The 23666-nt window shown below is 67.3% G+C and carries 23 protein-coding genes; 8 read left to right on the top strand and 15 right to left on the bottom strand.

The annotated features are described in order from the left end of the window. Positions 1 to 126 precede the first annotated feature (126 nt). From ACVJ6E_RS16715 to ACVJ6E_RS16705, 3 genes are all read left to right on the top strand, one after another. Complete coding sequence (locus ACVJ6E_RS16715; RefSeq protein WP_120269942.1) at positions 127 to 981, top strand: alpha-1,2-fucosyltransferase; 855 nt, start codon at positions 127 to 129, stop codon at positions 979 to 981. 65 nt (positions 982 to 1046) lie between these two features. Continuing rightward, positions 1047 to 1997, top strand: coding sequence for a glycosyltransferase family 2 protein (locus ACVJ6E_RS16710; protein WP_120269941.1), 951 nt, complete (start codon positions 1047 to 1049; stop codon positions 1995 to 1997). 29 nt (positions 1998 to 2026) lie between these two features. Continuing rightward, positions 2027 to 2725, top strand: coding sequence for an RNA ligase family protein (locus ACVJ6E_RS16705; protein ID WP_120269940.1), 699 nt, complete (start codon positions 2027 to 2029; stop codon positions 2723 to 2725). A 52-nt stretch (positions 2726 to 2777) separates the two neighbouring features. Here ACVJ6E_RS16705 and ACVJ6E_RS16700 read toward each other — a convergent pair whose 3' ends face one another. The 6 genes from ACVJ6E_RS16700 to ACVJ6E_RS16675 all read right to left on the bottom strand — a co-directional run bounded on the left by ACVJ6E_RS16700 (position 2778) and on the right by ACVJ6E_RS16675 (position 8223). Further along, on the bottom strand, positions 2778 to 3212 hold the full coding sequence (locus ACVJ6E_RS16700) for a DCC1-like thiol-disulfide oxidoreductase family protein (protein ID WP_208996810.1): 435 nt from the start codon (positions 3210 to 3212) through the stop codon (positions 2778 to 2780). A gap of 73 nt (positions 3213 to 3285) precedes the next feature. Then, on the bottom strand, positions 3286 to 3678 hold the full coding sequence (locus ACVJ6E_RS16695; RefSeq protein WP_120269938.1) for a GFA family protein: 393 nt from the start codon (positions 3676 to 3678) through the stop codon (positions 3286 to 3288). A 38-nt stretch (positions 3679 to 3716) separates the two neighbouring features. Then, positions 3717 to 5210, bottom strand: coding sequence for a M48 family metalloprotease (locus ACVJ6E_RS16690; RefSeq protein ID WP_491676489.1), 1494 nt, complete (start codon positions 5208 to 5210; stop codon positions 3717 to 3719). Beyond that, complete coding sequence (locus tag ACVJ6E_RS16685) at positions 5207 to 5989, bottom strand: nuclease (protein ID WP_147421895.1); 783 nt, start codon at positions 5987 to 5989, stop codon at positions 5207 to 5209. The genes ACVJ6E_RS16690 and ACVJ6E_RS16685 overlap by 4 nt, the downstream gene beginning before the upstream one ends. A gap of 166 nt (positions 5990 to 6155) precedes the next feature. Continuing rightward, positions 6156 to 7481, bottom strand: coding sequence for an aspartate aminotransferase family protein (locus tag ACVJ6E_RS16680; protein ID WP_120269936.1), 1326 nt, complete (start codon positions 7479 to 7481; stop codon positions 6156 to 6158). A gap of 130 nt (positions 7482 to 7611) precedes the next feature. Then, a complete protein-coding gene (locus tag ACVJ6E_RS16675) occupies positions 7612 to 8223 on the bottom strand; it encodes a 2-hydroxychromene-2-carboxylate isomerase (protein WP_120269935.1) in 612 nt (203 codons plus the stop codon). Positions 8224 to 8352: 129 nt separating this feature from the next. Between ACVJ6E_RS16675 and ACVJ6E_RS16670 the strand changes: the two genes are divergently transcribed. The 3 genes from ACVJ6E_RS16670 (at position 8353) to ACVJ6E_RS16660 (ending at position 11075) form a co-directional block, all read left to right on the top strand. Continuing rightward, positions 8353 to 9231 (top strand): phosphatase PAP2 family protein, encoded by an 879-nt coding sequence (locus ACVJ6E_RS16670; protein ID WP_120269934.1) that lies wholly within the window; start codon positions 8353 to 8355, stop codon positions 9229 to 9231. A gap of 268 nt (positions 9232 to 9499) precedes the next feature. Beyond that, positions 9500 to 10183: a YdcF family protein gene (locus ACVJ6E_RS16665; RefSeq protein ID WP_120269933.1), complete on the top strand. Its 684-nt coding sequence runs from the start codon at positions 9500 to 9502 to the stop codon at positions 10181 to 10183. Between the two features lie 106 nt (positions 10184 to 10289). Beyond that, complete coding sequence (locus ACVJ6E_RS16660) at positions 10290 to 11075, top strand: lysophospholipid acyltransferase family protein (protein ID WP_120269932.1); 786 nt, start codon at positions 10290 to 10292, stop codon at positions 11073 to 11075. 7 nt (positions 11076 to 11082) lie between these two features. On the opposite strand, the gene ACVJ6E_RS16655 is transcribed toward ACVJ6E_RS16660, so the two are convergent. From ACVJ6E_RS16655 to ACVJ6E_RS16645, 3 genes are all read right to left on the bottom strand, one after another. Beyond that, complete coding sequence (locus ACVJ6E_RS16655) at positions 11083 to 11544, bottom strand: translation initiation factor IF-3 (protein WP_120269931.1); 462 nt, start codon at positions 11542 to 11544, stop codon at positions 11083 to 11085. A 3-nt stretch (positions 11545 to 11547) separates the two neighbouring features. Further along, positions 11548 to 12798 (bottom strand): dual-specificity RNA methyltransferase RlmN, encoded by a 1251-nt coding sequence (rlmN, locus tag ACVJ6E_RS16650; RefSeq protein WP_185926347.1) that lies wholly within the window; start codon positions 12796 to 12798, stop codon positions 11548 to 11550. Between the two features lie 357 nt (positions 12799 to 13155). Next, positions 13156 to 13662 (bottom strand): invasion associated locus B family protein, encoded by a 507-nt coding sequence (locus tag ACVJ6E_RS16645; protein WP_208996808.1) that lies wholly within the window; start codon positions 13660 to 13662, stop codon positions 13156 to 13158. Between the two features lie 394 nt (positions 13663 to 14056). Here ACVJ6E_RS16645 and ACVJ6E_RS16640 point away from each other — a divergent pair, with 394 nt between their 5' ends. After that, positions 14057 to 14668, top strand: coding sequence for a sigma-70 family RNA polymerase sigma factor (locus ACVJ6E_RS16640; protein WP_120269930.1), 612 nt, complete (start codon positions 14057 to 14059; stop codon positions 14666 to 14668). 100 nt (positions 14669 to 14768) lie between these two features. Here ACVJ6E_RS16640 and ACVJ6E_RS16635 read toward each other — a convergent pair whose 3' ends face one another. The 5 genes from ACVJ6E_RS16635 to mnmE all read right to left on the bottom strand — a co-directional run bounded on the left by ACVJ6E_RS16635 (position 14769) and on the right by mnmE (position 20755). Beyond that, positions 14769 to 15665: a ParB/RepB/Spo0J family partition protein gene (locus ACVJ6E_RS16635; protein WP_120270206.1), complete on the bottom strand. Its 897-nt coding sequence runs from the start codon at positions 15663 to 15665 to the stop codon at positions 14769 to 14771. Between the two features lie 52 nt (positions 15666 to 15717). After that, positions 15718 to 16545 carry a ParA family protein gene (locus ACVJ6E_RS16630; protein ID WP_120269929.1) on the bottom strand — a complete coding sequence of 276 codons (828 nt, stop codon included), beginning with the start codon at positions 16543 to 16545 and terminating at the stop codon, positions 15718 to 15720. Further along, the gene (gene rsmG / locus ACVJ6E_RS16625; RefSeq protein WP_097174360.1) at positions 16542 to 17225 is read right to left on the bottom strand and encodes a 16S rRNA (guanine(527)-N(7))-methyltransferase RsmG; all 684 of its coding nucleotides are present in this window, start codon (positions 17223 to 17225) and stop codon (positions 16542 to 16544) included. The genes ACVJ6E_RS16630 and rsmG overlap by 4 nt, the downstream gene beginning before the upstream one ends. Then, positions 17222 to 19141 carry a tRNA uridine-5-carboxymethylaminomethyl(34) synthesis enzyme MnmG gene (mnmG, locus tag ACVJ6E_RS16620; RefSeq protein WP_491676488.1) on the bottom strand — a complete coding sequence of 640 codons (1920 nt, stop codon included), beginning with the start codon at positions 19139 to 19141 and terminating at the stop codon, positions 17222 to 17224. Before mnmG ends, rsmG begins: the two co-directional genes overlap by 4 nt. Positions 19142 to 19384: 243 nt before the next feature. Next, on the bottom strand, positions 19385 to 20755 hold the full coding sequence (gene mnmE, locus ACVJ6E_RS16615) for a tRNA uridine-5-carboxymethylaminomethyl(34) synthesis GTPase MnmE (protein ID WP_120269927.1): 1371 nt from the start codon (positions 20753 to 20755) through the stop codon (positions 19385 to 19387). Positions 20756 to 20867: 112 nt separating this feature from the next. Here mnmE and ACVJ6E_RS16610 point away from each other — a divergent pair, with 112 nt between their 5' ends. After that, positions 20868 to 22961, top strand: coding sequence for a thioredoxin domain-containing protein (locus ACVJ6E_RS16610; RefSeq protein WP_120269926.1), 2094 nt, complete (start codon positions 20868 to 20870; stop codon positions 22959 to 22961). A gap of 16 nt (positions 22962 to 22977) precedes the next feature. Here the strand turns inward: ACVJ6E_RS16610 and ACVJ6E_RS16605 are convergent, their stop codons facing one another. Continuing rightward, on the bottom strand, positions 22978 to 23649 hold the full coding sequence (locus ACVJ6E_RS16605; protein ID WP_491676487.1) for a GNAT family N-acetyltransferase: 672 nt from the start codon (positions 23647 to 23649) through the stop codon (positions 22978 to 22980). Between the last annotated feature and the right edge of the window lie 17 nt (positions 23650 to 23666).

The raw sequence follows: 23666 nt of genomic DNA, 5'->3' as shown, positions 1-23666 counted from the left end.
CCGCGCTTGTCCGTTTCGGCGATGCCGACTAACAAGAGCGGATCAGCAAGGGCGGGGCGAGAGATGACAACCGGAGAAAGGCAGCAGGCGGAAGCCGCCGGAGCAAGCGGACAAGACCCGGTCTGCATGCGGATCTGGGGCGGGCTCGGCAACCAGATGTTCCAGTATGCCGCCGGCCATGCGCTGGCGAAGCGCCTCGGCGTCGAACTGCTCGTCGACCCGCTCGATCTCGATTTCGCCCATGCCGCCTTCGGTCTCGACCTGTTCGGCCTTTCCCCGCGCATCTGGCAGCCGGACACCGGCTCCCTGAAGGCGCGGCTGCTCGGCGCGCTGGGGCGCGGCGAGGGCAAGAAGCGGCAGAAGCTCTGGCCGGGGCCGAGCTATTTCCAGAAGGACTTCTGCCACGGCGATGAAGTCTTCTCGCTCGGGGCTGGTACCTATCTTGCCGGCTATTTCCAGTCCGAGCAGTTCTTCGCCGACTGCCGCGAGGAGATCCGTTCCCTGTTCTCGCTCGACCACGTCGCGGCGACCATCGACCCTGCCCGCCTGGCGCTCGCCGACGCCCCCGCCAGCGTCTCGCTGCATGTGCGGCGCGGCGACTATGCCGCCAACGCCAAGACCACCGCCACCCACGGCCTGCTCGGCGCGGAGCACTACATGCGCGCGGCCGGGCTGATGGCGCAGCTGGTGCCGGACGCGACCTGGCTGGTCTTCTCCGACGATATCGCGGCGGCCGACGAGCTGACGCGCGACCTGCCCCGCCGCACCCTGGTCGAGGGACAGAGCCGCGAGCAGGATCTGCACCTGATGAGCCGCTGCGCCCACCATGTTATCGCCAATTCCAGCTTCAGCTGGTGGGGCGCCTGGCTCGGCCGCAACCCGGACCGCCATGTCATCGCGCCGCGAAAGTGGTTCGCCCGCGACGAGCTGCGCCGGGTCTATGTCGACGAACTCTTCCCCTCCGGCTGGATTCTCGTCTGAGAAACAGGTACTCCCCTGACGGAAACAGGCCTCTTGCGGGCCAGGACACGGGGACCTGCGCGCTCATGAAACTCTGCGTCGCCATCTGCACGAGAGAACGGCCGAAGATGCTGCGGGCGTGCCTTGCCTCCGTCTGCGCGCAGTCGGTTCCGGACTGGGTGCAGGCAGAGATCGTCGTGGTGGAGAACCACGACCGCGAGACCTCGCGCCATGTCGTGGAAGAGGTGGCGGCGGAGACCGGCTGGGCCATCCACTACGTGCTGGAACCCGAACTCGGCATTCCCTTCGCCCGCGACCGCTGCGGCACCTTTGCCGAGAGCGCCGGTTTCGACCGGGTGCTCTATATCGATGACGACGAGATCGCCCATGCCGGCTGGCTCGAGACCATGGTTGAGGCGACCCGCGCGCTTCCCGCCGAGGTCCACTACGGCCGCGTTCTCTACACCTGGCCGCCCGAGACCCCCTCCTGGATGGTCCCCGAACAGGTCAACAAGCGCCCGTCCGGCACCGTTCTGACCAAGGCCGAGGGCCACAACACGCTGGTCGAGACGAAGGTGTTCCGCGCGCGCGAGGCCGGCGGCTTCGGCCTGCATTTCGACGGTTCCATGCGCTTTACCGGCGGCAGCGACACGGATTTCTTCACCCGCGTCCACGATGCGGGCGGGCGCATCGTCTGGATCCCGGATGCGCTGGTGGAAGAACTCGTTCCGGTCAATCGCACGACCCTGCGCTGGCAGCTGAACCGCACCTTCCGCGTCGCCGGCAACATCTCGCGCCTGCACGAAAAGCGCGCCGGCAAGCAGAAAGCCGCCCTGCGCAGCCTCTTGAAGGGCCTCGGCCGTATCGTCGGCGGCACCTTCCTGTTCATTCCCGCCGCCGCCAGCTTCGCCGTCTCGCCCGAGGGCGGGCGCCGTCGCGCCTTCAAGGCCGCCAAGCAGATCGCCTCCGGCCTCGGCTCCCTCGCCTATCTCGCCGGCCACCAGCAGCAGCCCTACGCCAAGGTCGATGGCGGCTGACGCCACCGCCGAAGACAGAACCATCGGTCATGAGCGACTTCTTCCGTTTCCCCTCCACTCCGCACCTTGCATGGCTGGGCGACAGAAGCGCACTACGCGATGACAAACTGCTGAGTGCAGAGCAGGCCGATGCCCTGTTGGCTCGACCTGTTGTGGTGGAAGAGAAGCTGGATGGCGCCAATCTCGGCCTGTCCCTGGATGCAGACGGCAACCTGCGCGCCCAAAACCGCGGCCAATATCTCGCCGAGCCCTATGGCGGACAGTTCTCCCGCCTTTCGGCGTGGCTCGGGCAACACGGCCAGGCTCTAAGGAGCGTCCTGAAACCGGATTTGATATTGTTCGGCGAATGGTGTGCGGCGCGGCACTCGCTCGACTACGGCGCCTTGCCCGACTGGTTCCTTGCCTTCGATGTCTATGATGGTGCCAGCGGAAACTTCTGGAGCGCGCAGCGGCGAAATTCGCTGGCCGCGGAAGCCGGACTGACCGTCGTTCCCCGCATCCTCGAAGGACACACCTCGCTGCCCGACCTGCTACGCCTCGTCGCCGAGACCCCAAGCCGCTATCGCGCCGGTCAGCCGCTTGAGGGCGTGGTGGTTCGCCAGGATACAGCGCTGACCTGCGAAGCGAAAGCCAAATTGGTGCGAGCCGATTTCGCTCAAGCTATCGAAGAGCACTGGCGCAGTCGCGCCATCGAGTGGAACTCGGTCGACTATACCCTGCGCGATTGAAGCGGTTGCCCGAGCAGCGATACGACCGTTTCGCTGGCACATGAGCCGGCGGCTAGCCATCAGCAGGCTCTTTCCTGCCCAGCAGCCGCTTTCGAAAGGCGGGATCCGGCAGGGCGCACATGTCGCTGCGCCCGAACAGGGCATAGCGGTTGCGGGCCAGCCATCCGTAGAGCCCGTCGCGCAGCGGCCGCGGCAGCACGAGGAAAACCGCCGTCAGCCGGCCCCAGCCGCCGAAGCTGCGACCGGCATGGATGATGGCTTCGAAATCCGCATGCGCCACGCCACGATCGATGAAAAGCCATGTCGAGGGATCGTCGGGCGCCAGCCCGTAATGCTCCAGCAGCGCAGCGCCGAGCGGGGTCTGTACCGGGCAGATGCGAACCCGTCCCGACCGGTCGAGCCGGTGGATCATCCGTGCGCCCCAGCTGCAGACGGCGCATTCGGCATCCATCACCGCCAGCGGATCCGTATCGTCGAACGGCGGCACGCGAGGATCGCTGCGGAAGGAAAACGGGTCTCTCGCCTGTCGCACCGACATCCGCCCTGCCCCCGGTTGCCCGCTAGTCCTCGGTGCGGCCGTCGTCCGGACGGTCGTGCTCGTAGCGGTGTTTCAGCGGAAACGCCGGCAACCAGGCTTCCCGCCGCACGGTCCACAATTCGTAGGTCGGCGTGAACTGGTCCGGCGCGTCGAGCGCACCGAGATTGATAATCACCTCGTCCTCGCTACGCCCGAAAACGGGCGATCCGCAGCGCGGACAGAAAAACCGGCCCTGATAGTCTGCGGCCTCTCCCTCGGTGGTCACCGCATCCGCCGGAAAGATCGCCGAGGCGTGAAACAGCGAGCCATGGTTCTTGCGACAGTCGAGACAGTGGCACAGACCGACGCGATAGGGGCGCCCCCTTGCCACGAACCGCAGATCGCCGCAAAGGCATCCGCCGGTGTGCTGTTCCATCACCCGTCTCCCATTGTCGGTGCGCCCTGCCCGCCGTCCTAGTCAACCACCAGCTTCAGCGGTGTGCCGGCCGGGATCGCCTGCCCCGGCGGGGTCTGGTTGAGGATCGAGAACAGCTCCAGCCGGCGGGCGGGCTCCACCCCGCTCATGCCGACAGCCAGCCGCTCCGGCGTGTCGCCGGCGTCGGCCCGGATCACCTTGATCCGCAGCGGCCGTAGCCGAGCGACTTCCGTCGGTGTCAGCTGGCGGAAGCTCTTCACCGTCGCCTCGTAGTCGCGGGTGAATTCCTCGCCGCCCGAGCGGGACGCGAAGATGAAGCGGTAGCCGGTGCGCCCGATACGCACCACGGCGATGCGGAAGGACCAGCCCTCGGTCACAGCCGAGGCCGTGACCGCCGCAAGTCCGTTCACCGTCTCCTCGCGCACGCTGTCGCGGATAAGACCGTTGATCCAGCCGCTGGTCATGTAGGCGGTCAGCGAGGGGAAATCGGTCAGGTCCGCGCCGTCGAAGCGCAGCGCCGTACCGTTCGGATTGCTGGCAAGAACCGCCTCCGGCGAGTTCTCGAGAATATAGCCCGGCGGTGCGGTGAAGCTGATGCCCAGCGCCTTGTGCAGGAACGACCGGCCGCGGATATAGCCCTCCAGCGGATCGTCGCCGTAGAGCATGCCGTCGATCTTCGTCAGATACGCATCGCGGTCGCGCTCGCCGAGACCGGGCGCACCGATCTGCCGCGCGGCACGCACTGCCGTCTGCACGCGCTCCGGCGTCGTCGGGTGCGAGGACAGGAAGTCTGGGGCGCCCTTGCCCGCACCCTGTGCGGACTGGAAAGCCGCGAACTGGCCCATGGCCGTGAGGAACCGCGCGGCGGCAAAGGGATCGTAGCGCGCCTTGGCGAGCGTGCGCACGCCGACGGCATCCGCCTCCAGCTCCTGGATCTGCGAGAAGCGGGCGAAGGACAGCTGCGAGGAGACGATGGCGGCCCGCTGCTGGTCCGGGTCGCGCACCACATTGCCCAGCACCCGGCCGGCAAGCTCCGTCGCCTCGGCCCGCTGCTGGCGCTTGATCGCGTGGCTCGCCGTGACATGCGCCATCTCGTGCGCCAGCACCGCCGCCACTTCGGACGTATCGGTCGCCAGCGCCAGGAGGCCGCGCGTCACATAGAGATAGCCGCCCGGCAAGGCGAAAGCATTGACCGCCGGCGAGTTCAGGATGGTGATCCGGTAGCTCTGCGAGGGATCGTCGGACGCCTCGACCAACCGGCCGACCACCTGCGCCACGGCTCGTTCCGCGCCGCGATCCTCATAGACGCCGCCATAGGTCGCCACCACGCGCGGATGCTCGCGCGCGCCCAGATCGTTGGAAATGCCGGGCCGCAACGTGCCGGGTGCCGGCGTGCCGATCTCGATCGGCGACGACCCGGAAAACTGGCAAGCGGAAACGACCAGCGCCGCGGTGAAAACCGCCGCGAGCCGGAGAGGGCGCGCCGCCCGGTGCCGAACCGGACGCGCTGCTGTTCTGGACAAGCTCTTCACCGCTGATCGCCATTCCTGTCGAGCCGCTCGATCTGCGCGGGATGCACCAGTTCGATGGACGGACCGCCCGCCTGCCGCACCATGCCGCGCAGGCGAATAGCTGCCCCGTCAAGGGACGTGACGTCAAGCCCGGCATCCGCGAAGGCAGCCTTGCGCTCGGCGCTGATCGTCGCAGTGAAGTCGCGGCTCCAGCGGCCGCCGAAATTCAGGTAGACCATCGAACGGGTCTCTCCGACAGAAATCACCCGGCCCGCCACCAGCGTATAACGGCCGGTGCGCTCGGACAGCGCCTCCGGATCATGCGCCGACCACACCCGCTCATGCGCCCACTGGCCGGCCTTGCGTTGGCGCGCGAGCGCCTCTTCCTTCAGAAGGTGGGCAAGGCAGTCGCGCGCGGCAAGCCTCGGGGCGACGATGGCCCGCCCCTGCCGCACCAGTTCGCGGGCAAGCCAACGGTCTCCGGGGGTGAGCATCAAATGGCCGGGACGGCGCTGCCAGCGGTCCGTCTCCTCGCCCAGCGCCACGAACCGCACGCCCGCCGCGCCGGTCTCGGCGTTGGAGCCGGCGCCTGGAGGATCATCGACGGCCAGGGACACCAGCTCGGCCTGGCGCAGCAGCCCTCCGGTCGCGGTGCGCCACACATGCGGCTCGCCCGGCTCGGCCCTTGCCTCCACCAGCTCCGTCGCCGCAGCGCCCAGGCAGGTATCGGGGAGCCCGCTTTCGCCGGCATTCGCCGCAGGAACGCTTCCCCAGACGCTGACGCCAGCACCAAGCATCAAGGCGCAAACGACCGCTCCCACGCCGTGAAGCGCGGGCCATGCCGCCATTGCAGTGTCGCTGCGCATCGCCATGGTTGCGGGGCGTGTCTCCCGATCCTTGATCCCGTCGCCGGATTGGTTTCATCTTGCCGCAAATGGTGGCGGGAAGATGTCGCAGGCCTCGCCCTCACGCCGCCAGCGCATCCTCCAGCGCACCGGAGAGTTTGTCGACGATCTCGCCGATCTGGGCGTCTTTCAGGATGAAGGGCGGCGCCAGCAGAACATGGTCGCCCTGGCGGCCGTCCAGCGTCCCGCCCATCGGATAGCAGACGAGCCCGCGCGCGAAGGCTGCCTTCTTCAGCACCGCATTGAGCCGCCGCTCCGGGGCGAACGGCGCCTTGCTCTCCCGGTCCTCGACCAGCTCGAGCCCCAGGAACAACCCGCGGCCGCGAATGTCGCCGACATGCGGATGCTGGCCGAACCGGTCGACAAGAGCGCCCATGAGCCGCTCGCCCATCTCGGCCGACCGCGCGACGAGCCCCCGGTCGACAAGGGCGCTGACCACCGCGTGGCCGGCGGCGGCCGCTGCCGGATGGCCGATATAGGTGTGTCCGTGCTGGAAGAAGCCGGAGCCTTCCTCGATGGCGCGGTAGATGCGCCCGCTCGCCAGCATCGCGCCGATCGGCTGGTAGCCGGCGCCGAGCCCCTTGGCGATGCACAGGATATCGGGCGCGATCCCGTCCGCCTCGCAGGCGAACAGGTGCCCCGTGCGGCCCATGCCGCACATCACCTCGTCGAGGATGAGAAGCACGCCGTAGCGGTCGCAGATCTCGCGGATGCGGCGGAAATAGCCCGGGACCGCCGGAACCGCGCCGAGCGTCGCGCCCACCACCGGCTCGGCGATGAAGGCTGCTACCGTCTCGGGCCCGCGCGCCAGGATCTCCGCCTCCAGCTCGTCGGCAACGCGCAGGCCGTAGGCCTCCTCGCTCTCGCCATCCTCCTGGCCGCGATAGGCGTAGCAGGGCGAGATATGCGACATGTCGACCAGCAGCGGCGCGAACGGCTCCCGGCGCCACATGTTGCCGCCGGCCGACAGCGCGCCCAGCGTGTTGCCGTGATAGCTCTGCCGGCGGGCGATGATGCGCGCCCGCGACGGTTCGCCGTTCTCGATGTGGAACTGCCGCGCCAGCTTGATCGCCGCTTCCGTCGCCTCCGAGCCGCCGGAGACGAGATAGACCCGCTCCAGCCCTGCCGGCGCGTGGGCGATCAGGAGATCGGCGAGCCTCTCCGCCGGCTCGCTGGTGAAGAAGCCGGTATGGGCAAAGGCGATGGCGTCGAGCTGCGCCTTGACCGCCTCCGTCACCTCGCGGTCCGAATGGCCGAGGCAGGAGACGGCCGCCCCGCCCGAGGCGTCGAGATAGCGCTTGCCGGTCTCGTCGATGATGTAGCAACCGTCGCCGGCAACGGCGCGCGGCGGGCGCATGGCGGTATGGCGGGGGAAAATATGAGACATGGCAAGGCGTTCCCGGCGGATCGATCCCGAATGCGGTCCGGCACCATGGGCCCGAACGGGCTCGGCCCGACCGCTTCACGACAATAGGAAGCCCGCGCCGCCTTGGCCAGCCATTCCAGTCACTGCCCAGTCACTGCGTTGCGTGGGTCGCCAATGCGTGATCCATCGCCTGTTCCAGCCGGTCGTTGCCCCAGAACAGCTCCCCATCGGCACAGGTGACGCTCGGCGCGCCGAAGAGGCCGAGCGCCTTGGCTTCCTCGACGCTGGAACGCAGGCGCGCCTTCGCCTCGTCGCCTGCCGACAGTTTCAGGATCTCATCGGCATTCGCCCCGGCGCGCGTGATCAGCGTCGCCAGTATCTTTTCGTCGTCGATCCGCCAGCCCTCGCCGAACTCGGCCAGATAGACGGCGCGCGAGAACAGCGGCACCAGATCCGGTGCCAGCGCGGTGGCAATCCGCGCGGCCTTGAGCCCGTTCTGCGGAAACGGGTCGGGCCGGACGAACGGCAGCCCGGAGGCGGAGCAGATCCGCTCCAGATCGCGCCACATATAGGCGCCCTTCACAGGCAAGAGGTTGAAGGGCGATGTCGTCCACCCGGCCTCGGCGAAGATCGGTCCGAGCAGAAACGGCCGCCAGCGCAGCTCGACGCCGCGTCGCTCCGCCAGATCCTCGATCCGCATGGCCGCCGGGTAGCTGTAGGTGGAGGCGAATTCGTACCAGAACTGGACGACCGGACGGGGCATGGCGACTTCCTCTCCTGAACGCGGCTGCGACCGGCAGCCGCACGCATGGGGCCCGCCCCTTGGACAGGATGGGCCGGATCGCTATAACCCCTCAACCGCCCCAGGTAGACAACCGCAAACGCAGGTTCGATGACAGATACGCCCCCCTCGCCTGCGCCCTCCCCGGCTCCGCCCTCTGCCCGCAAGCAGACGGGTTTCGTCGCGCGGCTCGCAGGTGGAGAAACCCGAGCGCTTGCCCTTGCGGCGACCGGCTGCCTGATCGTCCTGTCGCTCTTCTTCCTGGCCTTTCCTGCCGTCGATATCGCCGCCTCGCGCCTCTTCCACGACCCGGCCGGCGGTTTCGTCCTGTCGCAGACCCCCTTCCTGCAGCGGCTGCGCGAACTCGGCCCCTTCCTGGTCAAGCTGATCGCCATCCTGTGCGTCGCGATCCTGCTGTGGCCCTTCGTCGTCGCGCCGCTGTCGCGGCGCCTGCCGCTGCGCGCACCGGTCTTCCTGTTGTCGACGCTGATCCTCGGCCCCGGCCTCCTGGTCAATGCGGTGCTGAAGAACAACTGGGGCCGCCCCCGGCCCAATGCGGTGGACCTGTTCGGCGGCGATGCGCCCTATGTCCGCGTCTGGCAGATGACGAACCACTGCGACACCAACTGCTCTTTCGTGTCGGGCGAGGCCTCCTCCAGTCTCTGGCTGGTGACGCTGGCTTTCCTCGCGCCGCCGTCCTGGCGCCGAGCGATCCTCGCGGTCGTCCTGCCGCTCGCCGTGATCCTGTCGGCCAACCGCGTCGCCTTCGGCGGTCACTTCCTCTCAGACACGCTGATTTCATGGTGCCTGACGCTGCTGGTGATCCTCGGCGTGCATCATCTTCTCTGGCGCGTACCGGGCGCGGAGGCGCGCGCCGCCCGCTGGCGCAGCGCCTATGACGGGGCCGCCGATGCGGTCCGTGCCCGCGCGGTCGGCCTGCGGCAGCGCCTTGCCGCCTCCCTGCGCGCTTTCGCCGCGATGATGCGCTAAGGCCAGCGGCAGGCTCCCTTTTGCGCCCTTGGCGACGCCGCGTTTCCAACATTTTGCTGCCGCGAAGCTCTGGCATGGAAAAATGTCGGCACCTGCCGGCGGAACTCCGCCCCCATCCCCGCACCCTCGTGCGCGCGGGGGTGGAAAATCCGGCCGGCTTGCGCCTTAGTTAGCCGAGAGACGCATGCAAGCGATTCGCCCTCTTGCATCCGCCCGCCAGGCGGATATCAGACCGCGTGAAAGGAAGGCCGAGGGGCAGGCTCAGCCGATGAGTTCGCAGGACGATCAGCACACCGCGGCCGAGGGTACGGCCGGGGCCGACCGGTCCACGGCCGGGCGTTCCCGTTCGCGCGGGCGACGGCTGCTGCGCATCCTGGTCTGCGGGTTCCTCGTCGCCGGTCTTGCCTTCTATGGCGGCTCCTTCCTGCGCTTTGCGGCCACCGTCGCCGGCTACCAGAACAACGACGCGGCCCGCGCCGACGCGATCGTCGTGCTGACCGGCGGCAGCGAACGGGTCAAACACGCGCTGAACCTCCTGCAGGCCGGCAATGCCGAACGGCTGCTGATCTCCGGCGTGCATCCCGAGACCACCCCGAAACAGATCGTCAGTTCCACGGCGAGCGACCTGTCGCTGTTCTCCTGCTGCGTCGATCTCGACCGCAATGCCAACAACACGCTGGAAAACGCGTCCGAGACCGCGAAATGGGCCCGGGAAAACGGCTTTTCGCGCCTGCTGGTGGTCACCAGCGCCTATCACATGCCCCGCGCCCTGCTCGAGCTGAACTCGACCATGTCGGATCTGGATCTGGTGCCCGTGCCGGTGCAGACGGCGGATCTCGCCTTCGATCGCTGGTTCGAAGATCCCCGCACAACGCTGCTGCTTGCCCGCGAGCACCTGAAATATCTGCTTGCCTGGGCGCGTATCGCGGTTATGGAAACGTCGGCGCCCTGATGGCACCGGCCTCGCGACTTGCCAGCGAAGCGGTCCGCGCGGCACCATGGCCGCAAGGTGCCCGTGTGCGGGCCCGGTCAGCCCGTCCCGCAACCGGTTGAGATCGATGCTGCTTCTTCGCTCGCTTGTGTTCCAGGTCCTGTTCTACCTCAGCACCTTCGTCCTGATGATCCTCGGCTCGCCGGTCTTCCTGCTGCCGCGCCGCCTCGGCTGGCCGCTGGTGCCGTTCTGGGCAAGGGTCGAGCTGTTCCTGCTGAAATGGATCGTCGGCATGAAGGTCGAGTACCGCGGCCTGGAGAACATTCCGCAAGGGGGCTACATCGTCGCGGCCAAGCACCAGTCGGCCTGGGAGACCTTTGCCCTTTTGCCGCTCTTCCCCTCGCCCACCTACGTGCTGAAACGGGAGCTGCGCTACATCCCGATCTTCGGCTGGTACACGGCGAAATTCCGCCAGATCCCGGTGAACCGGGGCAAGCGCTCGGCCGCGCTTGCCGCCATGACGGAGCGTGCCCGCGAGGCCGTCGCCGAGAACCGCCAGATCCTGATATTTCCCGAAGGAACCCGCAGGGGTGCCGGCGAGGAGCCGCGCTACAAATACGGCGTCGCCCATCTCTACCGCTCGCTCAGCGCACCGGTCCTGCCCGTCGCGCTGAACTCCGGCATCTTCTGGCCCCGCCGCGGCTGGTGCCTCTATCCTGGAACAGTGGTGGTGGAATTCCTGCCGCCGATCATGCCGGGCCTCGACATCGAGACGTTCCATGCCCGGCTCGTCGAGCAGGTGGAGACCGCCTCCGACCGGCTGATCGACGAGGCTGCAGCCGAGGCGCCGGCCTCTCCGGTCGTCCGCCGGGCGCAGCAGCGCCGCGCCGCACGCGGTCTTCAATCTGCGTGAGGAATGATCAGGGCCGGGTCGAAGCGCCGGAAGACGGCGGCACGCGCCAGCAGCCGGACTGGCGCCCGGCGATCAGCCAATAGACGAAACCGGCCATGAAGCCGGTCGCCGCGGCGATCAGCGTCCCCGGCCGGATGTCCGCATGCGGGCCTCCCGGCCCCTCGCCGGACCACCACAGGAAGGTGGCAATGGCGCCGCCTGCCGCCAGGTGGAAGACAACCCCGCGCAGTCGCATCAGCTCTGCAATGGCGATCGCCACGAGCGCCGGCACGAAGGCCAGGCCGCCGATCACGCTCGCACCCACCAGCGACCAGCCGAAGGTCATGCCGACCACCACCGGATCTCCCGACGGATCCGCGAGCCCGCGCAGCAGGCCGAAGGCAACGAAGGCCGCCGCCGCCAGAAAAGCGAGGATCAGCCCCAGCACGATGCGGATGGACTGGGCCAGCAGCTGCCCGCCGTCGACCATCGCCTAGCTCGCAGCCGCAGCGGTTTCCGCCGCTGCCCGGTCCCGGGCGCGCATGCGCTCGGATTCCGACTTGAGCTGGCCGCAGGCCGCGAAGATGTCGCGGCCGCGCGGCGTGCGGATGGGCGAGGCATAGCCCGCCCGGTTCACCACCTCGGCAAAGGCCTCGATCTGCTCCCAGTCGGAGCATTCGTAGGGAGAGCCCGGCCAGGGATTGAACGGGATGAGGTTGATCTTCGCCGGAATGCCCTTGAGCAGGCGCACCAGTTCGCGCGCATCCGCGAGGCTGTCGTTGACGCCCTTCAGCATCACGTATTCGAACGTGATGCGGCGGGCATTGTTCAGCCCCGGATAGGCCCGGCAGGCGCCCAGCAGCTCGGCGATGTTCCACTTCTTGTTGATCGGCACCAGCTCGTCGCGCAGCTCGTCGCGCACCGCGTGCAGCGAGATCGCCAGCATGCAGCCGATTTCCGCGCCGGTGCGCTCGATCATCGGCACCACGCCGGAGGTCGACAGGGTGATGCGGCGCTTCGACAGCGACAGGCCCTCGCCGTCCGAAGCGATCAGCAGCGCCTTCTTGACGTTGTCGAAGTTATAGAGCGGCTCGCCCATGCCCATCATCACGATGTTGGTGACGAGGCGCCCCTCGCTCGGCACGGCCGCTCCCGCGGGTGTCTCTCCCTTGGGGAAGTCGCCGAGCCGGTCGCGGGCGACCAGGATCTGGGCAAGGATCTCTTCCGCCGTCAGGTTGCGCACCAGGCGCTGCGTGCCCGTATGGCAGAAGGTGCAGGTCAGCGTGCAGCCGACCTGCGAGGACACGCAGAGCGTCCCGCGCCCCTCCTCGGGAATATAGACGGTCTCGATCTCGACCGGACGGCCGGCTCCGCGCGGGGGGAAGCGGAACAGCCACTTGCGCGTGCCGTCGCTGGAGATCTGCTCAGACACCATCTCCGGGCGGCGGATGCTGAAGGCCTCGGCCATCTTCGCGCGAAGGTCCTTGGCGATGTTGGTCATGTCGGAAAAGTCCGACGCTCCGCGCACATAGAGCCAATGCCACAGCTGGGCGACGCGCATGCGCAGCTGCCGTTCGGGCACACCGATGCCGGCCAGCGCTTCGGCCAGCTCCGTGCGGTCGAGCCCGATCAGCACAGGCTTGTCTCCGGGCGCTTGCGCCACGGAAGGGACCTGCGCGGCCACGGAAGCTGCCGGGGCGTCCTCGGGCGTGCTGGTTGCGGTGTCGTGCTGCATCAGGCTCATGTCGTCGGTCCGTGATGACGTGGGTTTGCCGGGGCGCCCTGAAAGGATGCGGTCCGCCCGCCCTCTTCCGCAAACGCCGAAAAGGCGGCACCAAGCTGGCTGCCGCCGGTGCTGTCCGGTCCTGATCTGCTTCCGCCCCATGCCGGAGCCGAAGACCGCAGTCCGGAAACGCCCGAACCGTCCCGCCCCTTAGCTAAGGGCGAGACGGTTCGTGTTTCGGGGGTCTTATACAGCAAGCCGGGCCGTTTGTGAGCCCCAAAGCGCATGCACCCCGCGCGGAGCGGGGTCGCTCCGAAGGGGTATGCTGGCTCGGAAGGGCCCGGCCACCGGCCGGACATCCTGGCTTGCTTGCAGGCGCTACTGGCAGGCCCTGTCCGCGGCGGTGACCGCAGCCGTGATGCCCGACAGGGAGAACTCGTAGGTGGTCTGCGTACCGCGCGCCGAAACGCCGGTAACGACCATGCCACGACCGGCCTTCATCGCGGCGACGAGCTGGCGCTCTTCGGTCGCGTTGGCCATCCAGGCGCCGTCGTTCTTCGTGAACATCGTGAACTTCTGGCCGTCCACGTCGACGGAAACCGACGACTGTTCCTTGAAGGCGTAACCGACGATCACGCTGGGCTCGTTGTTGACGTTCTCGCCAGGCCGGTTCGACACGAAGAAGAACACATCTCCGTGATTGCGATCGCTCGGCGAGAGCTTGGTCGGCTTGGACAAGGCATAGCACACCTTGCCCTTGGAACCGCCATAGGAGTAGGCGTCCCAATTATTGTGCTGACTGACAAGAGTCGGCGTCTGGGCATGCGCCGACGCGCCCGTGAGGACGAGTGCCAGAAGAGCCGGGAAGAGCGTTCTTGCTTGCATCATCTCCTAAACCGCTACTGCTAACTATCCGGAATGGATCGAATTTGCTGAGCAATCGTCACCTTGTCTTAAGGTTATCGCCCAGCAGGTTACGAAAGGGTTGATAAACTCGAAAAGCCGACAGGCAGCTTCGCAAACCCGCTACGATCACTGGATGGCGCACGCTGGCCGCACAAATCGGGCAAGAGTGTGACACTTTTGCCAAGCTGTCCTTACCCCTTCCGGGGATTGACGAAACCGCCCTGCCCGGTCTGATGTTAGGAGGAGGCGTCCGGCCGGCATATGCACATCGACGCAATGCCCGACATCCGCTATTTGGACAGTAGCTATCGGAACCCCTGTCGCAGCACACAGACCCGGACGAAGAAAGACAGATGAGTCAGGCCAACCCGACATGTCGGATGCGTTTCGGCCGGATGCGGACGGGAGTAGCGTGCGCGTGACCGGCGACGACCGTTTCTCCCGGCTTATCGAGCGGGTTGCGCTAGACCGCGACCGCACGGCCTTTGCCGAGCTGTTCGATCATTTCGCGCCGCGCCTCAAGGCCTATCTGATGCGCCTGGGGTCGGAGGCCGCCACCGCCGAGGAACTCACCCAGGAGGTGATGATCACCCTCTGGCGCAAGGCGGGACTTTTTGACGCAAGTCGCGCCACTGCCGCAACCTGGCTGTTCCGCATCGCCCGCAACCGGCGGATCGATTCCCTGCGCCGCGACCGCTCCGCCCTGCTCGATCCCGAGGATCCGAGCCTGCGGCCGCCCGTGCCGGAAGACCAGGACGAGGAGCTCGATGCGCGCACCCGCGAGGACCGCGTGCGCGAAGCGATGAAGGAGCTTCCCGAGGAACAGGCGGACCTGATCCGTCGCGCCTTTTTCTCCGGCCTGTCGCACAGCCAGATCGCCGAGGAGACCGGCCTGCCGCTCGGCACCGTGAAGTCGCGCATCCGTCTCGCCTTCACGCGCCTGCGCCGCATCCTGGAAGCCGACGACGCAATCGATACGCAATGACCCCGCACAAGCCTATGCGGGGTCATTAATTCTTCTTTGAAATCAGATATTTATCTGAAAATCACTTCTTCGGGAGCGGGTCGAACCGCTTCCGAATCGATCAGCCCTGAACGCCGAGCAACCGGCAGATTTCGTCGAGCTGTTCGAGCGAGGCATACTTGATCTTGAGCTCGCCCGCGCCCTTGTCCTGCTTGTGGGCAATGGCGATCTTCAGGCCCAGCGTATCCGTCAGCCGCTTTTCCAGCGCCTTGGTATCGGCATCCTTCTCCGGCTTCGCCGCCTTGCCGGCATTCGTCCGGGAAAGCGCCTGCGGGTCCTGTGCGAGCTTCTCCGCCTCGCGGACGTTCAGCCCCTTCTCGACAATCAGCTCGGCCAGGGCGGCCGGGTCCTGCGCCGTGATCAGCGCGCGCGCATGGCCGGCGGTCAGCAGGCCCTCCGCGAGGTAGTCCTTGACCGAGTTCGGCAGCTTCAGCAGGCGCAGCGTGTTCGCCACATGGCTGCGGCTCTTGCCGATGACCTTCGCCAGCTCGCTCTGGCTGTAGGAGAACTCCTGCACCAGCTGGTCGTAGCCGAGCCCCTCCTCGATAGGATTGAGATCGGCGCGCTGGACGTTCTCGATGATCGCCAGCTCCAGGGCTTCCTGGTCGGTGACCTCGCGCACCACCACCGGCACCATGTGCAGGCCGGCGCGCTGCGCGGCCCGCCAGCGGCGCTCGCCGGCGATGATCTCATAGGCATTGTCGCGGCCCGCCACCGGGCGCACCAGAAGCGGCTGCACGATGCCCTTTTCGCGCACCGAGCTGGTCAGGTCTTCCAGGTCGCTTTCGGTAAAGGTCTTGCGCGGGTTGCGCGGATTGGCGGTCAGGAACTCGATCGGCACCCGGCGCGTGTCGCGGGGCGGACGCGGGTCCGCCGGCGGCTCCGTTCCCACTTCGCCGATCAGCGCGGCGAGCCCCCGGCCCAGCCGCTTCTTCTTTCCGCTGTCGTCATCCGCCATCGTCATTGCCTGTTCTTGTTGTCGGCCGCCGAACCGTTGCGCATCCGAATCGTCATGCGGCAACGCCGCGCAGCGTACGCTCGCGCTGAATGATTTCCGAGGCCAGACGCAGATAGGCCTGGCTGCCGGAGCATTTCAGATCGTAGAGCAGCGCCGGCTTGCCGTAGGACGGCGCCTCGGACACCCGCACATTGCGCGGGATGATCGTGTCGTAGACCGCATCGCCCATGGTCTCGCGCACATCGGCGACCACCTGGGCGGAAAGGTTGTTGCGGCTGTCATACATGGTCAGGACGATGCCGTGGATCGACAGTTCCGGGTTCAGCGCCGCCTTCACCTGCTCCACCGTGCTGAGCAGCTGGCTGAGACCCTCCAGCGCGAAGAACTCGCATTGCAGCGGCACCAGGATCGAGTGGCTCGCGGACAGCGCGTTGATGGTCAGAAGGTTGAGCGAGGGCGGGCAGTCGATCAGCACATAGGTGAAATCCGCAGGCGCGGCCTGACGCCCCTGCCCTGCCAGCTCGGAGATCGCCTTGCGCAGCCGGTGCGCCCGGTCGGAGCGGCTGGCGATCTCCAGCTCGACGCCGAGCAGATCCATGGTCGACGGGGCGACCCACAGACGCGGCACCGCCGTGTCCTGGATCGTTTCGGCCAGCGAACAATCGCCGATCAGCACGTCGTAGGTGGAAAGGTCGCGGTTGCGCCGGTCGATGCCGAGGCCGGTCGAGGCGTTGCCCTGGGGATCGAGATCGATCACCAGCACCCGCTCGCCGATGGCCGCAAGCGCCGTTCCCAGATTGATGGCCGTTGTCGTCTTGCCGACGCCGCCCTTCTGGTTGGCAAGCGCGAGGACGCGTGGAGACTGAGGAAGCATGCTCATCCGGTCTGGCCTTTCCCTGTCGCGCCGCGTGGCCTTAGCCCCGAGATCATGAGGAGCCGGCTGTCGGGATCGATGAGGCTCTCCCTTTCTACCAGATCGAACTCCCAAGCGTGAGCGGCACGCGCGACCTCGTCGCGGAAATTTTTTCCTTTGTGGAAAATCGCAGGCGCGCCGTGATTCTGGAAGGGCTCCGTATAGGCCAGCAGCTCGGAAAGATCGGCCAGCGCCCGCGCCGATACCGCGTCGATCTCGCCCGCAAGCTCTCCCGACACGTCCTCGATCCGCGAGGCATGCACCGTCGCCGGGCAGCCGGTCTCGCGGATCACCGTGCGCAGGAACGCGGCCTTGCGGCTGTTGCTCTCGATCAGGTGGACATGCGCCCCGGGCAGACGCTCCATCTGCACCATCGCCGTTACTAGCCCGGGAAAGCCGGCGCCGCTGCCCAGATCCGCCCAACGCGCTGCGTCGGGCGCCATCGCCACCACTTGCAGGCTGTCGGCCACATGCCGCCGCCAGGCCTCCGGCAGGGTCGAGGGCGCCACCAGGTTCTGCGCCTTCTGCCAGTGCAGGAGCAAATTCACGTAAGTGGTCAAGCGCTCCACTGTTTCACGTGAAACTTCGAAAATTCCGTGAAGCACTTCCGGGCCGTCCTCGACGGCGAGCCGCGCCGGCCGGCTCATGCCACGGCCTCCCGGCCACCGGCACGCGACACCGCTTTCTCCGCCTTGCGCACATGCGACAGCAGCAGCGTCAGCGCTGCCGGCGTCACCCCGTCGATCCGCGCCGCCTGTCCCAGCGTTTCGGGCCGAGCGGCCTCGAGCTTCTGCCGCGCCTCATTGGACAGGCCCTTGACCAGCGCATAGTCGAGGCCCGCCGGCAGCATCAGGTCTTCATCCCGGCGCAGCGCGTCGATGTCGGCCTCCTGCCGCTTGAGATAGACCGCATAGAGCGCGTCGATCGCCACTTGCGCGCCGATCTTCGGATCCAGCGCACCGATCTCCTGCGGCCACACGCCGGCCAGCTTGTCGAGGTCGATATCGGGATAGGACAGCAGCTCGAAGGCCGAGCGGCGCACGCCGTCCTGGTTGATCGGCAGGCCCGCGCGCCTCCCCTCTTCCGGGGTCACCACCAGCCCAGACAGCACCTCGCGCGCCCGCGCCAGGTCCCGGCACTTCGCCTCGAAGCGCGCAGCGCGCTCGGCCGACACGCAGCCGATCTCCATGCCGATCGGCGTCAGGCGTTGGTCGGCATTGTCCGCCCGCAGCGACAGCCGGTACTCGGCGCGCGAGGTGAACATGCGATAGGGCTCGTTGACGCCGCAGGTCACAAGATCGTCGATCATCACGCCGAGATAGCCCTTGTCCCGGCCGAAGACGACCGGTGCCTTGCCGCCGGCCTTCAAGGCCGCGTTCAGCCCCGCGACAAGGCCCTGCGCGGCCGCTTCCTCATAGCCCGTGGTACCGTTGATCTGGCCGGCCAGGAACAGCCCTCCGACCCGGCGCGTTTCTAGCGTGCGGCCCAGCTCGCGCGGATCGATGTGATCGTATTCGATGGCATAGCCCGGCCGCAGCACGGCGACGTCCTCGAGCCCGGGAATGGTCCGCAGGAATGCAAGCTGCGCATCCTCCGGCAGCGAGGTCGAGATCCCGTTCGGATAGACGGTCGGATCGTCGAGCCCTTCCGGCTCCAGGAAAACCTGATGGCCATCGCGGTCGCCGAAGCGGACCACCTTGTCCTCGATGGAGGGACAGTAGCGAGGCCCCCGGCCGACGATCTCGCCGGAATACATCGCCGAGCGATGCAGGTTCTCCCGGATGATGTCGTGGGTGCGCAGCGTCGTGCGGGTGATATGGCACGAGACCTGCGGCGTGGTGATCGCCTCGGTCAGCTCCGAAAATGGTTCCGGATCCGAATCGCCCTTCTGCTCTTCCAGCCGGTCCCAATGGATCGTGCGCCCGTCGAGACGCGCCGGCGTGCCGGTCTTGAGCCGCCCCAGTTCGAACCCGTGCGAGAGCAGCGAGGCAGACAGCAGGTTCGAGGGCGCCTCGTCTGCCCGGCCGGCAGCGATCTTGCGCTCGCCGATATGAATGACACCGCGCAGGAAGGTGCCCGTGGTCAGCACCACGGCGCCCGCGATGAGCCGTCGCCCGTCCGCCAGCATCACCGCGCTGACATGCCCGCCCGCCGTGGTCAGTCCGGCCGCCTCCCCTTCGACGACCTCCAGATTGGCGGTCTCGCGGATCGCCTCCTGCATCGCCTCGCGATAGAGCTTGCGGTCGGCCTGGGCTCGCGGCCCGCGCACGGCCGGTCCCTTGCGCCGGTTGAGCAGGCGGAACTGGATGCCGGCGCGATCGGCCACCCGGCCCATCAGCCCGTCCAGTGCATCGACCTCGCGCACCAGATGCCCCTTGCCCAAGCCCCCGATAGCCGGGTTGCAGGACATCACGCCGATTGTGGAGAAGCTGTGGGTGACCAGCGCCGTGCGTGCGCCCATCCGCGCGCTTGCGCTCGCGGCCTCGCAGCCGGCATGACCGCCACCGATGACGATCACATCGAAGACAGGCTCGGCGGCGGATCCGCCCTTCATCCTGGTCATGTGTTTTGGCCTCTGCCCGAGCCGGCAAAAATCGGGCCCGGGATCTCAGGGCGGCAGCGGAGAAGAAGGCCCGCGACCTCGCCCTTGCGTGGATAACTCGTGAGGCTGGTGATACCCGAAAACCGGCGCGCCGGTCAAAGACAAGCAGCAATGCAAGCTCGCTTCGGCCATCCGTTTCGGATGAGTCTTCATTACGGTTTTGAATCGATCCTCGATTCCTGCTGTTTCACGTGAAACGCTCGTTTACTTCCCGATACAAAATTCGCGGAAAATCACGTCCAGCAGGTCCTCTACACCGACACGGCCGGCAATTCGTCCGAGCGACTCCCCGGCCCGGCGCAGGTCTTCGGCACGGATTTCCAACGACCGCCGCTCGACCAACGCATCTCCCAAAGCCGCCAGGCACACTTCCAGATGCCGCCGGTGCCGCTCCCGCGCAGCCAGCGGCTCGTCCAGCCCGCCGACATGCGCGGCGGCAAAAGCTGCCAGCGCGGACATCAATGCGTCGACCCCTTCGCCGCTGCGAACCGACAGGCGGAACGCTTGCTCCCCGGTTCCGGCGTCCGGCCAGATCTCTCCCGCATCGGCCTTGGTCTCGATCCGCCACAGCGCGGTCGAACCCTCCGGCGGACCCGTCACCGTACCCGATGCATCCGTCTGCGGCGCCACCAGCCACAGCAGCAGGTCCGCATCCCCGGCGCGGGCCAGTGCCCGGCGAATGCCCTCGCGCTCGACCAGACCCGCCTCCTCGCGCAGCCCCGCCGTATCGACCAGCGTCACCGGATAGCCGTCGAGGTCCATATGCACCTCGATGACGTCCCGGGTCGTGCCTGCCTCCTCGGTGACGATGGCAACGTCCCGGCGCGCAAGCGCGTTCAGCAGGCTCGACTTGCCGGCATTCGGCGCGCCGAGCAGCACCACCTGCACGCCGCTGCGCAGCCGCTCGGCCCGCTGCGACCGCTCCAGGTGCCGGGCGATTTCGACCCGCAGGCGCGCGACCTCTTCCCACACCGCGGCCGAAACATCGTCCGGCACATCCTCCTCGTCGGCAAAATCGAACTCCGCCTCGATCAAGGCCCGCGCCCGGGTCAGCCGGTCCCGCCAGCCGTCGTAGATGGCGGCCAGCGCGCCCCCGGCCTGGCTCATCGCCAGACGCCGCTGGGCCTCCGTCTCGGCTGCAATGAGATCGGCAAGGCCCTCCACCTCCAGAAGATCCATGCGGTCATTGTCGAAGGCCCGGCGGGTAAACTCCCCCTGCTCTGCCATCCGGCATCCCGGCACCATGGCTAGCATCTCAAGAACGGCGGCGACCACGGCCCGCCCGCCATGGCAATGGAGTTCGGCAACGTCCTCCCCGGTAAAGCTGGCCGGCCCGGGAAACCACAGCACCAGGGCCCGGTCGATCACCGCGCCATCGGCCGGTCGCCGGAGGTCGCGCAAGGATGCCCGCCGCGGGGCGGGACAGGCACCGCAGATCGTTTCGAGGGCGAATCGTGTGCGCGGGCCGGAAAGCCGGATTACCGCGACGCCAGCCGGCACCGGCCCGCTGGACAGGGCGAAGATCGTATCCCCGCCTGCCCCGCTTCCGAGGGTTCGAATCCCTGCCTCATCCATCGGCTTTCCCTTGGCTCCCGGCATCGACTGACCTAGCTTTCCAGACACGAGATGGCGAGTGCGCGTCGGACCTCCGACGCATCACGCTCATGCCCTGATATCGGAGAGGTCCATGACCGACAACCGTCTGGCCGACGCCACCAGCCCCTATCTGCTCCAGCACAAGGACAATCCCGTCGCCTGGCGGCCCTGGGGACCGGAGGCGCTGGCCGAGGCCCGCGCCACGGACAAGCCGATCCTGCTCTCCGTCGGATATGCGGCGTGCCACTGGTGCCATGTCATGGCGCACGAGAGCTTCGAAGACCCGGACGTGGCGGAGGTGATGAACCGCCTCTTCGTCAACATCAAGGTCGACCGGGAGGAGCGCCCGGACATCGACCAGATCTACATGAGCGCCCTGCATGCCCTCGGCGAACAGGGCGGCTGGCCCCTTACGATGTTCCTTACCAGCGAGGCCGAGCCGTTCTGGGGCGGGACCTATTTCCCCAAGACCGCCCGCTGGGGCCGGCCGGGGTTTACCGATGTTCTCGAAGCCATCGCCGGCATGTACCGAACGGACCGGGGGCGAATCGATACCAACCGCAAGGCCTTGATGGACCACCTCCGCAAGGCGCCGCTCGGCGCGACCGCCCGCCTGCCGGCGGACCTGCCGATCACCGCCGGGCAGCGTCTGGCCGGTCTTTACGACAAGACCCATGGCGGCATTCGCGGTGCACCGAAATTCCCGCAAGCCTGCGTCAGCGAGCTCGTCTGGCGCACAAGCCTGCGAACCGGCGACGCCGAGACCCTGCGCACCTGCATCCTCACGCTCGAGCGCATGAGCAACGGCGGCATCTACGATCATATCGGCGGCGGCCTTGCGCGCTACTCCGTCGACGAGCGTTGGCTGGTGCCGCATTTCGAGAAGATGCTCTACGACAATGCGCAATACGTCTCCCACCTTGCCCGGGCGCTCGCCCTCCCCGGTCTGGCTCCGCCGGTCGCCGAACTGTTCCGGACCCGACTCGACGAGACGGTCGCCTGGCTGCAGCGCGAGATGATGAACGGCCCGGCCTTCGCCGCCAGCCTCGATGCCGACAGCGAGGGCGAAGAGGGACGCTTCTATGTCTGGACGCCCAACCAGGTCGCCGCAGTCCTGGGCGAGACCGAAGAGGCCCTGCTCTTCTGCGAAGCCTACGACATCACCGCTCCGGGCAACTTCGAAGGCTCGAGCATCCCCAACCGCCTGATACCGCCGGAGGACGACGGGGGCAACGTGCTCACACGCTTCGCCCAGGCCCGCCATACGCTTCTCGCCGCGCGCGAGACACGGGTGCGCCCCGGTCGCGACGACAAGGTTCTGGCCGACTGGAACGGGCTGATGATCGCGGGCCTTGCCGAGGCCGAGTACATCTTCCGCATCGCCGGTGTTTCACGTGAATCCTGGCGACGGCTCGCGCTCGGAGCCTACCGGTTCGTCATGGAGGAGATGCGCGACGACACCGGACGGATGGCTCATGCCTGGCGGGATGGTCGAAGCACCCGGCCCGGTTTTGCCAGCGATCTTGCCATGATGATGAAAGCCGCGATCACGCTGGCCGAAACCTCGGCCTCCATATCGGAGGCGAATCGGTTCCTGGCCGACGCGAAGGACCTCGCCGCGCAGCTGGATCGGGACTTTGCCGCCGAAGGTGGCGGCTATTACCTGTCGTCCGTGGATGCCGGCGACGTCATCCTGCGCCCCCTCTCCCCGATGGACGAGGCCGTGCCGAATGCCAATGGCGTTGCCGCAGAAGCGCTGCAGCGTCTTTGGCATCTGACCGGAGACCAGGATGCGGAGGCCCGCTCCGAAGCCATCGTAACGCGGTTCGGATCCGAGATCGCCGGCAATGTCTTCGGGACCGCAAGCCTGCTGAGCGCCATGGACACCGGCGTCAATGCGTTGCTGGCGGTCCTGGTCGTGCCCGTAGAGGGCGATGCGTCGGATGGTGCGATGGCCTTGCGCCGCGCGGTGGCGGGTCTTGCCGACCCCGCCGTCCTCCGCCTGGAGGTCCCGACCGGTCATCCCTTCCCCGCTGGCCATCCGATGGAGGGGAAGAGCGCGAAAGACGGCCGACCTACGCTCTATCTCTGCCGGCAGGGCGCGTGCAGCGCGCCCGTGACCGAGGCAGCAGATATCGAGGCGGCGCTCATCCAGCTCCTGGTACCGAGAACAAGAGCCTTTTAGGAGACGTGCCAGCCGGTCATATGCCCGCCTGCATTTCCCGCCACCGCTCCGCCTTCAGGCGATAAAGCACATGGCGCATCAGCGGGTGCCCGATGGGAAGGAGCGGGTGATCGAAGTCGCCATGCTCGTCCCGCTGCATGCCGAGACGGTCCATCACGCGCCTTGAAGGAGAATTCGTCACCGTGGTGAAGGAGACGATCTCTTCAAGGCCCAGAGTTTCGAAACCGAATCGAAGCCAGGCACGGGCCGCCTCGCTCGCATAGCCCATGCCCCATGCCGACCGGGCCAATCGCCAGCCGACCTCGACGCACGGCGCAAAGGGCACCGCGTAGCGTGGCCGGCTGAGCCCGACGAAGCCGATGAAAGCGCCGCTCTGCCTGACAACCACCGGCTGGAAGCAGAACCCGTCCTCGCGGCTTCGCTGGCGCGCAGTCTCGATCAAGGCGTCGCTTTCCTGCCGATCAAGCACGGAGGGAAAATAGCGCATCACCTCCGGATCCGCGGTCATGGCTGCAAAGGGCTCCCGGTCTTCGTCGGTCCAGGGCCGTAGCAGCAACCTCTCCGTCTCGATCACCAGGCTGCCGTCGCCCGGACGCAAGCGTGTGAAGTTCGTCATCGTTCCATCTCCGAATCGACCTGATTCACGTGAAACATGCGGGCCTTGAAAAGCAACACCCGCGGAAGCCATTCGGCATCCGCGGGTGT

The sequence above is a fragment of the Stappia sp. G46H5W genome (assembly GCF_058448995.1).
Note: the sequence above shows the minus strand (reverse complement) of the source record. Positions and strands in the feature narration are given on the sequence as shown.

What these genes read in the sequence shown, in the direction of transcription:
- ACVJ6E_RS16665 (WP_120269933.1), top strand. Translation starts at nt 9,500, where the DNA reads ATGAGTTCGCAGGACGATCAGCACACCGCGGCCGAGGGTACGGCCGGG.
- ACVJ6E_RS16630 (WP_120269929.1), bottom strand. Translation starts at nt 16,545, where the DNA reads ATGAGCATGCTTCCTCAGTCTCCACGCGTCCTCGCGCTTGCCAACCAG.
- ACVJ6E_RS16605 (WP_491676487.1), bottom strand. Translation starts at nt 23,649, where the DNA reads ATGGCTTCCGCGGGTGTTGCTTTTCAAGGCCCGCATGTTTCACGTGAA.
- ACVJ6E_RS16715 (WP_120269942.1), top strand. Translation starts at nt 127, where the DNA reads ATGCGGATCTGGGGCGGGCTCGGCAACCAGATGTTCCAGTATGCCGCC.
- ACVJ6E_RS16705 (WP_120269940.1), top strand. Translation starts at nt 2,027, where the DNA reads ATGAGCGACTTCTTCCGTTTCCCCTCCACTCCGCACCTTGCATGGCTG.
- rlmN (WP_185926347.1), bottom strand. Translation starts at nt 12,798, where the DNA reads ATGAGCCTGATGCAGCACGACACCGCAACCAGCACGCCCGAGGACGCC.
- rsmG (WP_097174360.1), bottom strand. Translation starts at nt 17,225, where the DNA reads ATGAGCCGGCCGGCGCGGCTCGCCGTCGAGGACGGCCCGGAAGTGCTT.
- mnmG (WP_491676488.1), bottom strand. Translation starts at nt 19,141, where the DNA reads ATGACCAGGATGAAGGGCGGATCCGCCGCCGAGCCTGTCTTCGATGTG.
- ACVJ6E_RS16670 (WP_120269934.1), top strand. Translation starts at nt 8,353, where the DNA reads ATGACAGATACGCCCCCCTCGCCTGCGCCCTCCCCGGCTCCGCCCTCT.
- ACVJ6E_RS16635 (WP_120270206.1), bottom strand. Translation starts at nt 15,665, where the DNA reads ATGGCGGATGACGACAGCGGAAAGAAGAAGCGGCTGGGCCGGGGGCTC.
- ACVJ6E_RS16610 (WP_120269926.1), top strand. Translation starts at nt 20,868, where the DNA reads ATGACCGACAACCGTCTGGCCGACGCCACCAGCCCCTATCTGCTCCAG.
- ACVJ6E_RS16695 (WP_120269938.1), bottom strand. Translation starts at nt 3,678, where the DNA reads ATGGAACAGCACACCGGCGGATGCCTTTGCGGCGATCTGCGGTTCGTG.
- ACVJ6E_RS16640 (WP_120269930.1), top strand. Translation starts at nt 14,057, where the DNA reads ATGTCGGATGCGTTTCGGCCGGATGCGGACGGGAGTAGCGTGCGCGTG.
- ACVJ6E_RS16655 (WP_120269931.1), bottom strand. Translation starts at nt 11,544, where the DNA reads ATGGTCGACGGCGGGCAGCTGCTGGCCCAGTCCATCCGCATCGTGCTG.
- ACVJ6E_RS16645 (WP_208996808.1), bottom strand. Translation starts at nt 13,662, where the DNA reads ATGCAAGCAAGAACGCTCTTCCCGGCTCTTCTGGCACTCGTCCTCACG.
- mnmE (WP_120269927.1), bottom strand. Translation starts at nt 20,755, where the DNA reads ATGGATGAGGCAGGGATTCGAACCCTCGGAAGCGGGGCAGGCGGGGAT.
- ACVJ6E_RS16680 (WP_120269936.1), bottom strand. Translation starts at nt 7,481, where the DNA reads ATGTCTCATATTTTCCCCCGCCATACCGCCATGCGCCCGCCGCGCGCC.
- ACVJ6E_RS16710 (WP_120269941.1), top strand. Translation starts at nt 1,047, where the DNA reads ATGAAACTCTGCGTCGCCATCTGCACGAGAGAACGGCCGAAGATGCTG.
- ACVJ6E_RS16675 (WP_120269935.1), bottom strand. Translation starts at nt 8,223, where the DNA reads ATGCCCCGTCCGGTCGTCCAGTTCTGGTACGAATTCGCCTCCACCTAC.
- ACVJ6E_RS16660 (WP_120269932.1), top strand. Translation starts at nt 10,290, where the DNA reads ATGCTGCTTCTTCGCTCGCTTGTGTTCCAGGTCCTGTTCTACCTCAGC.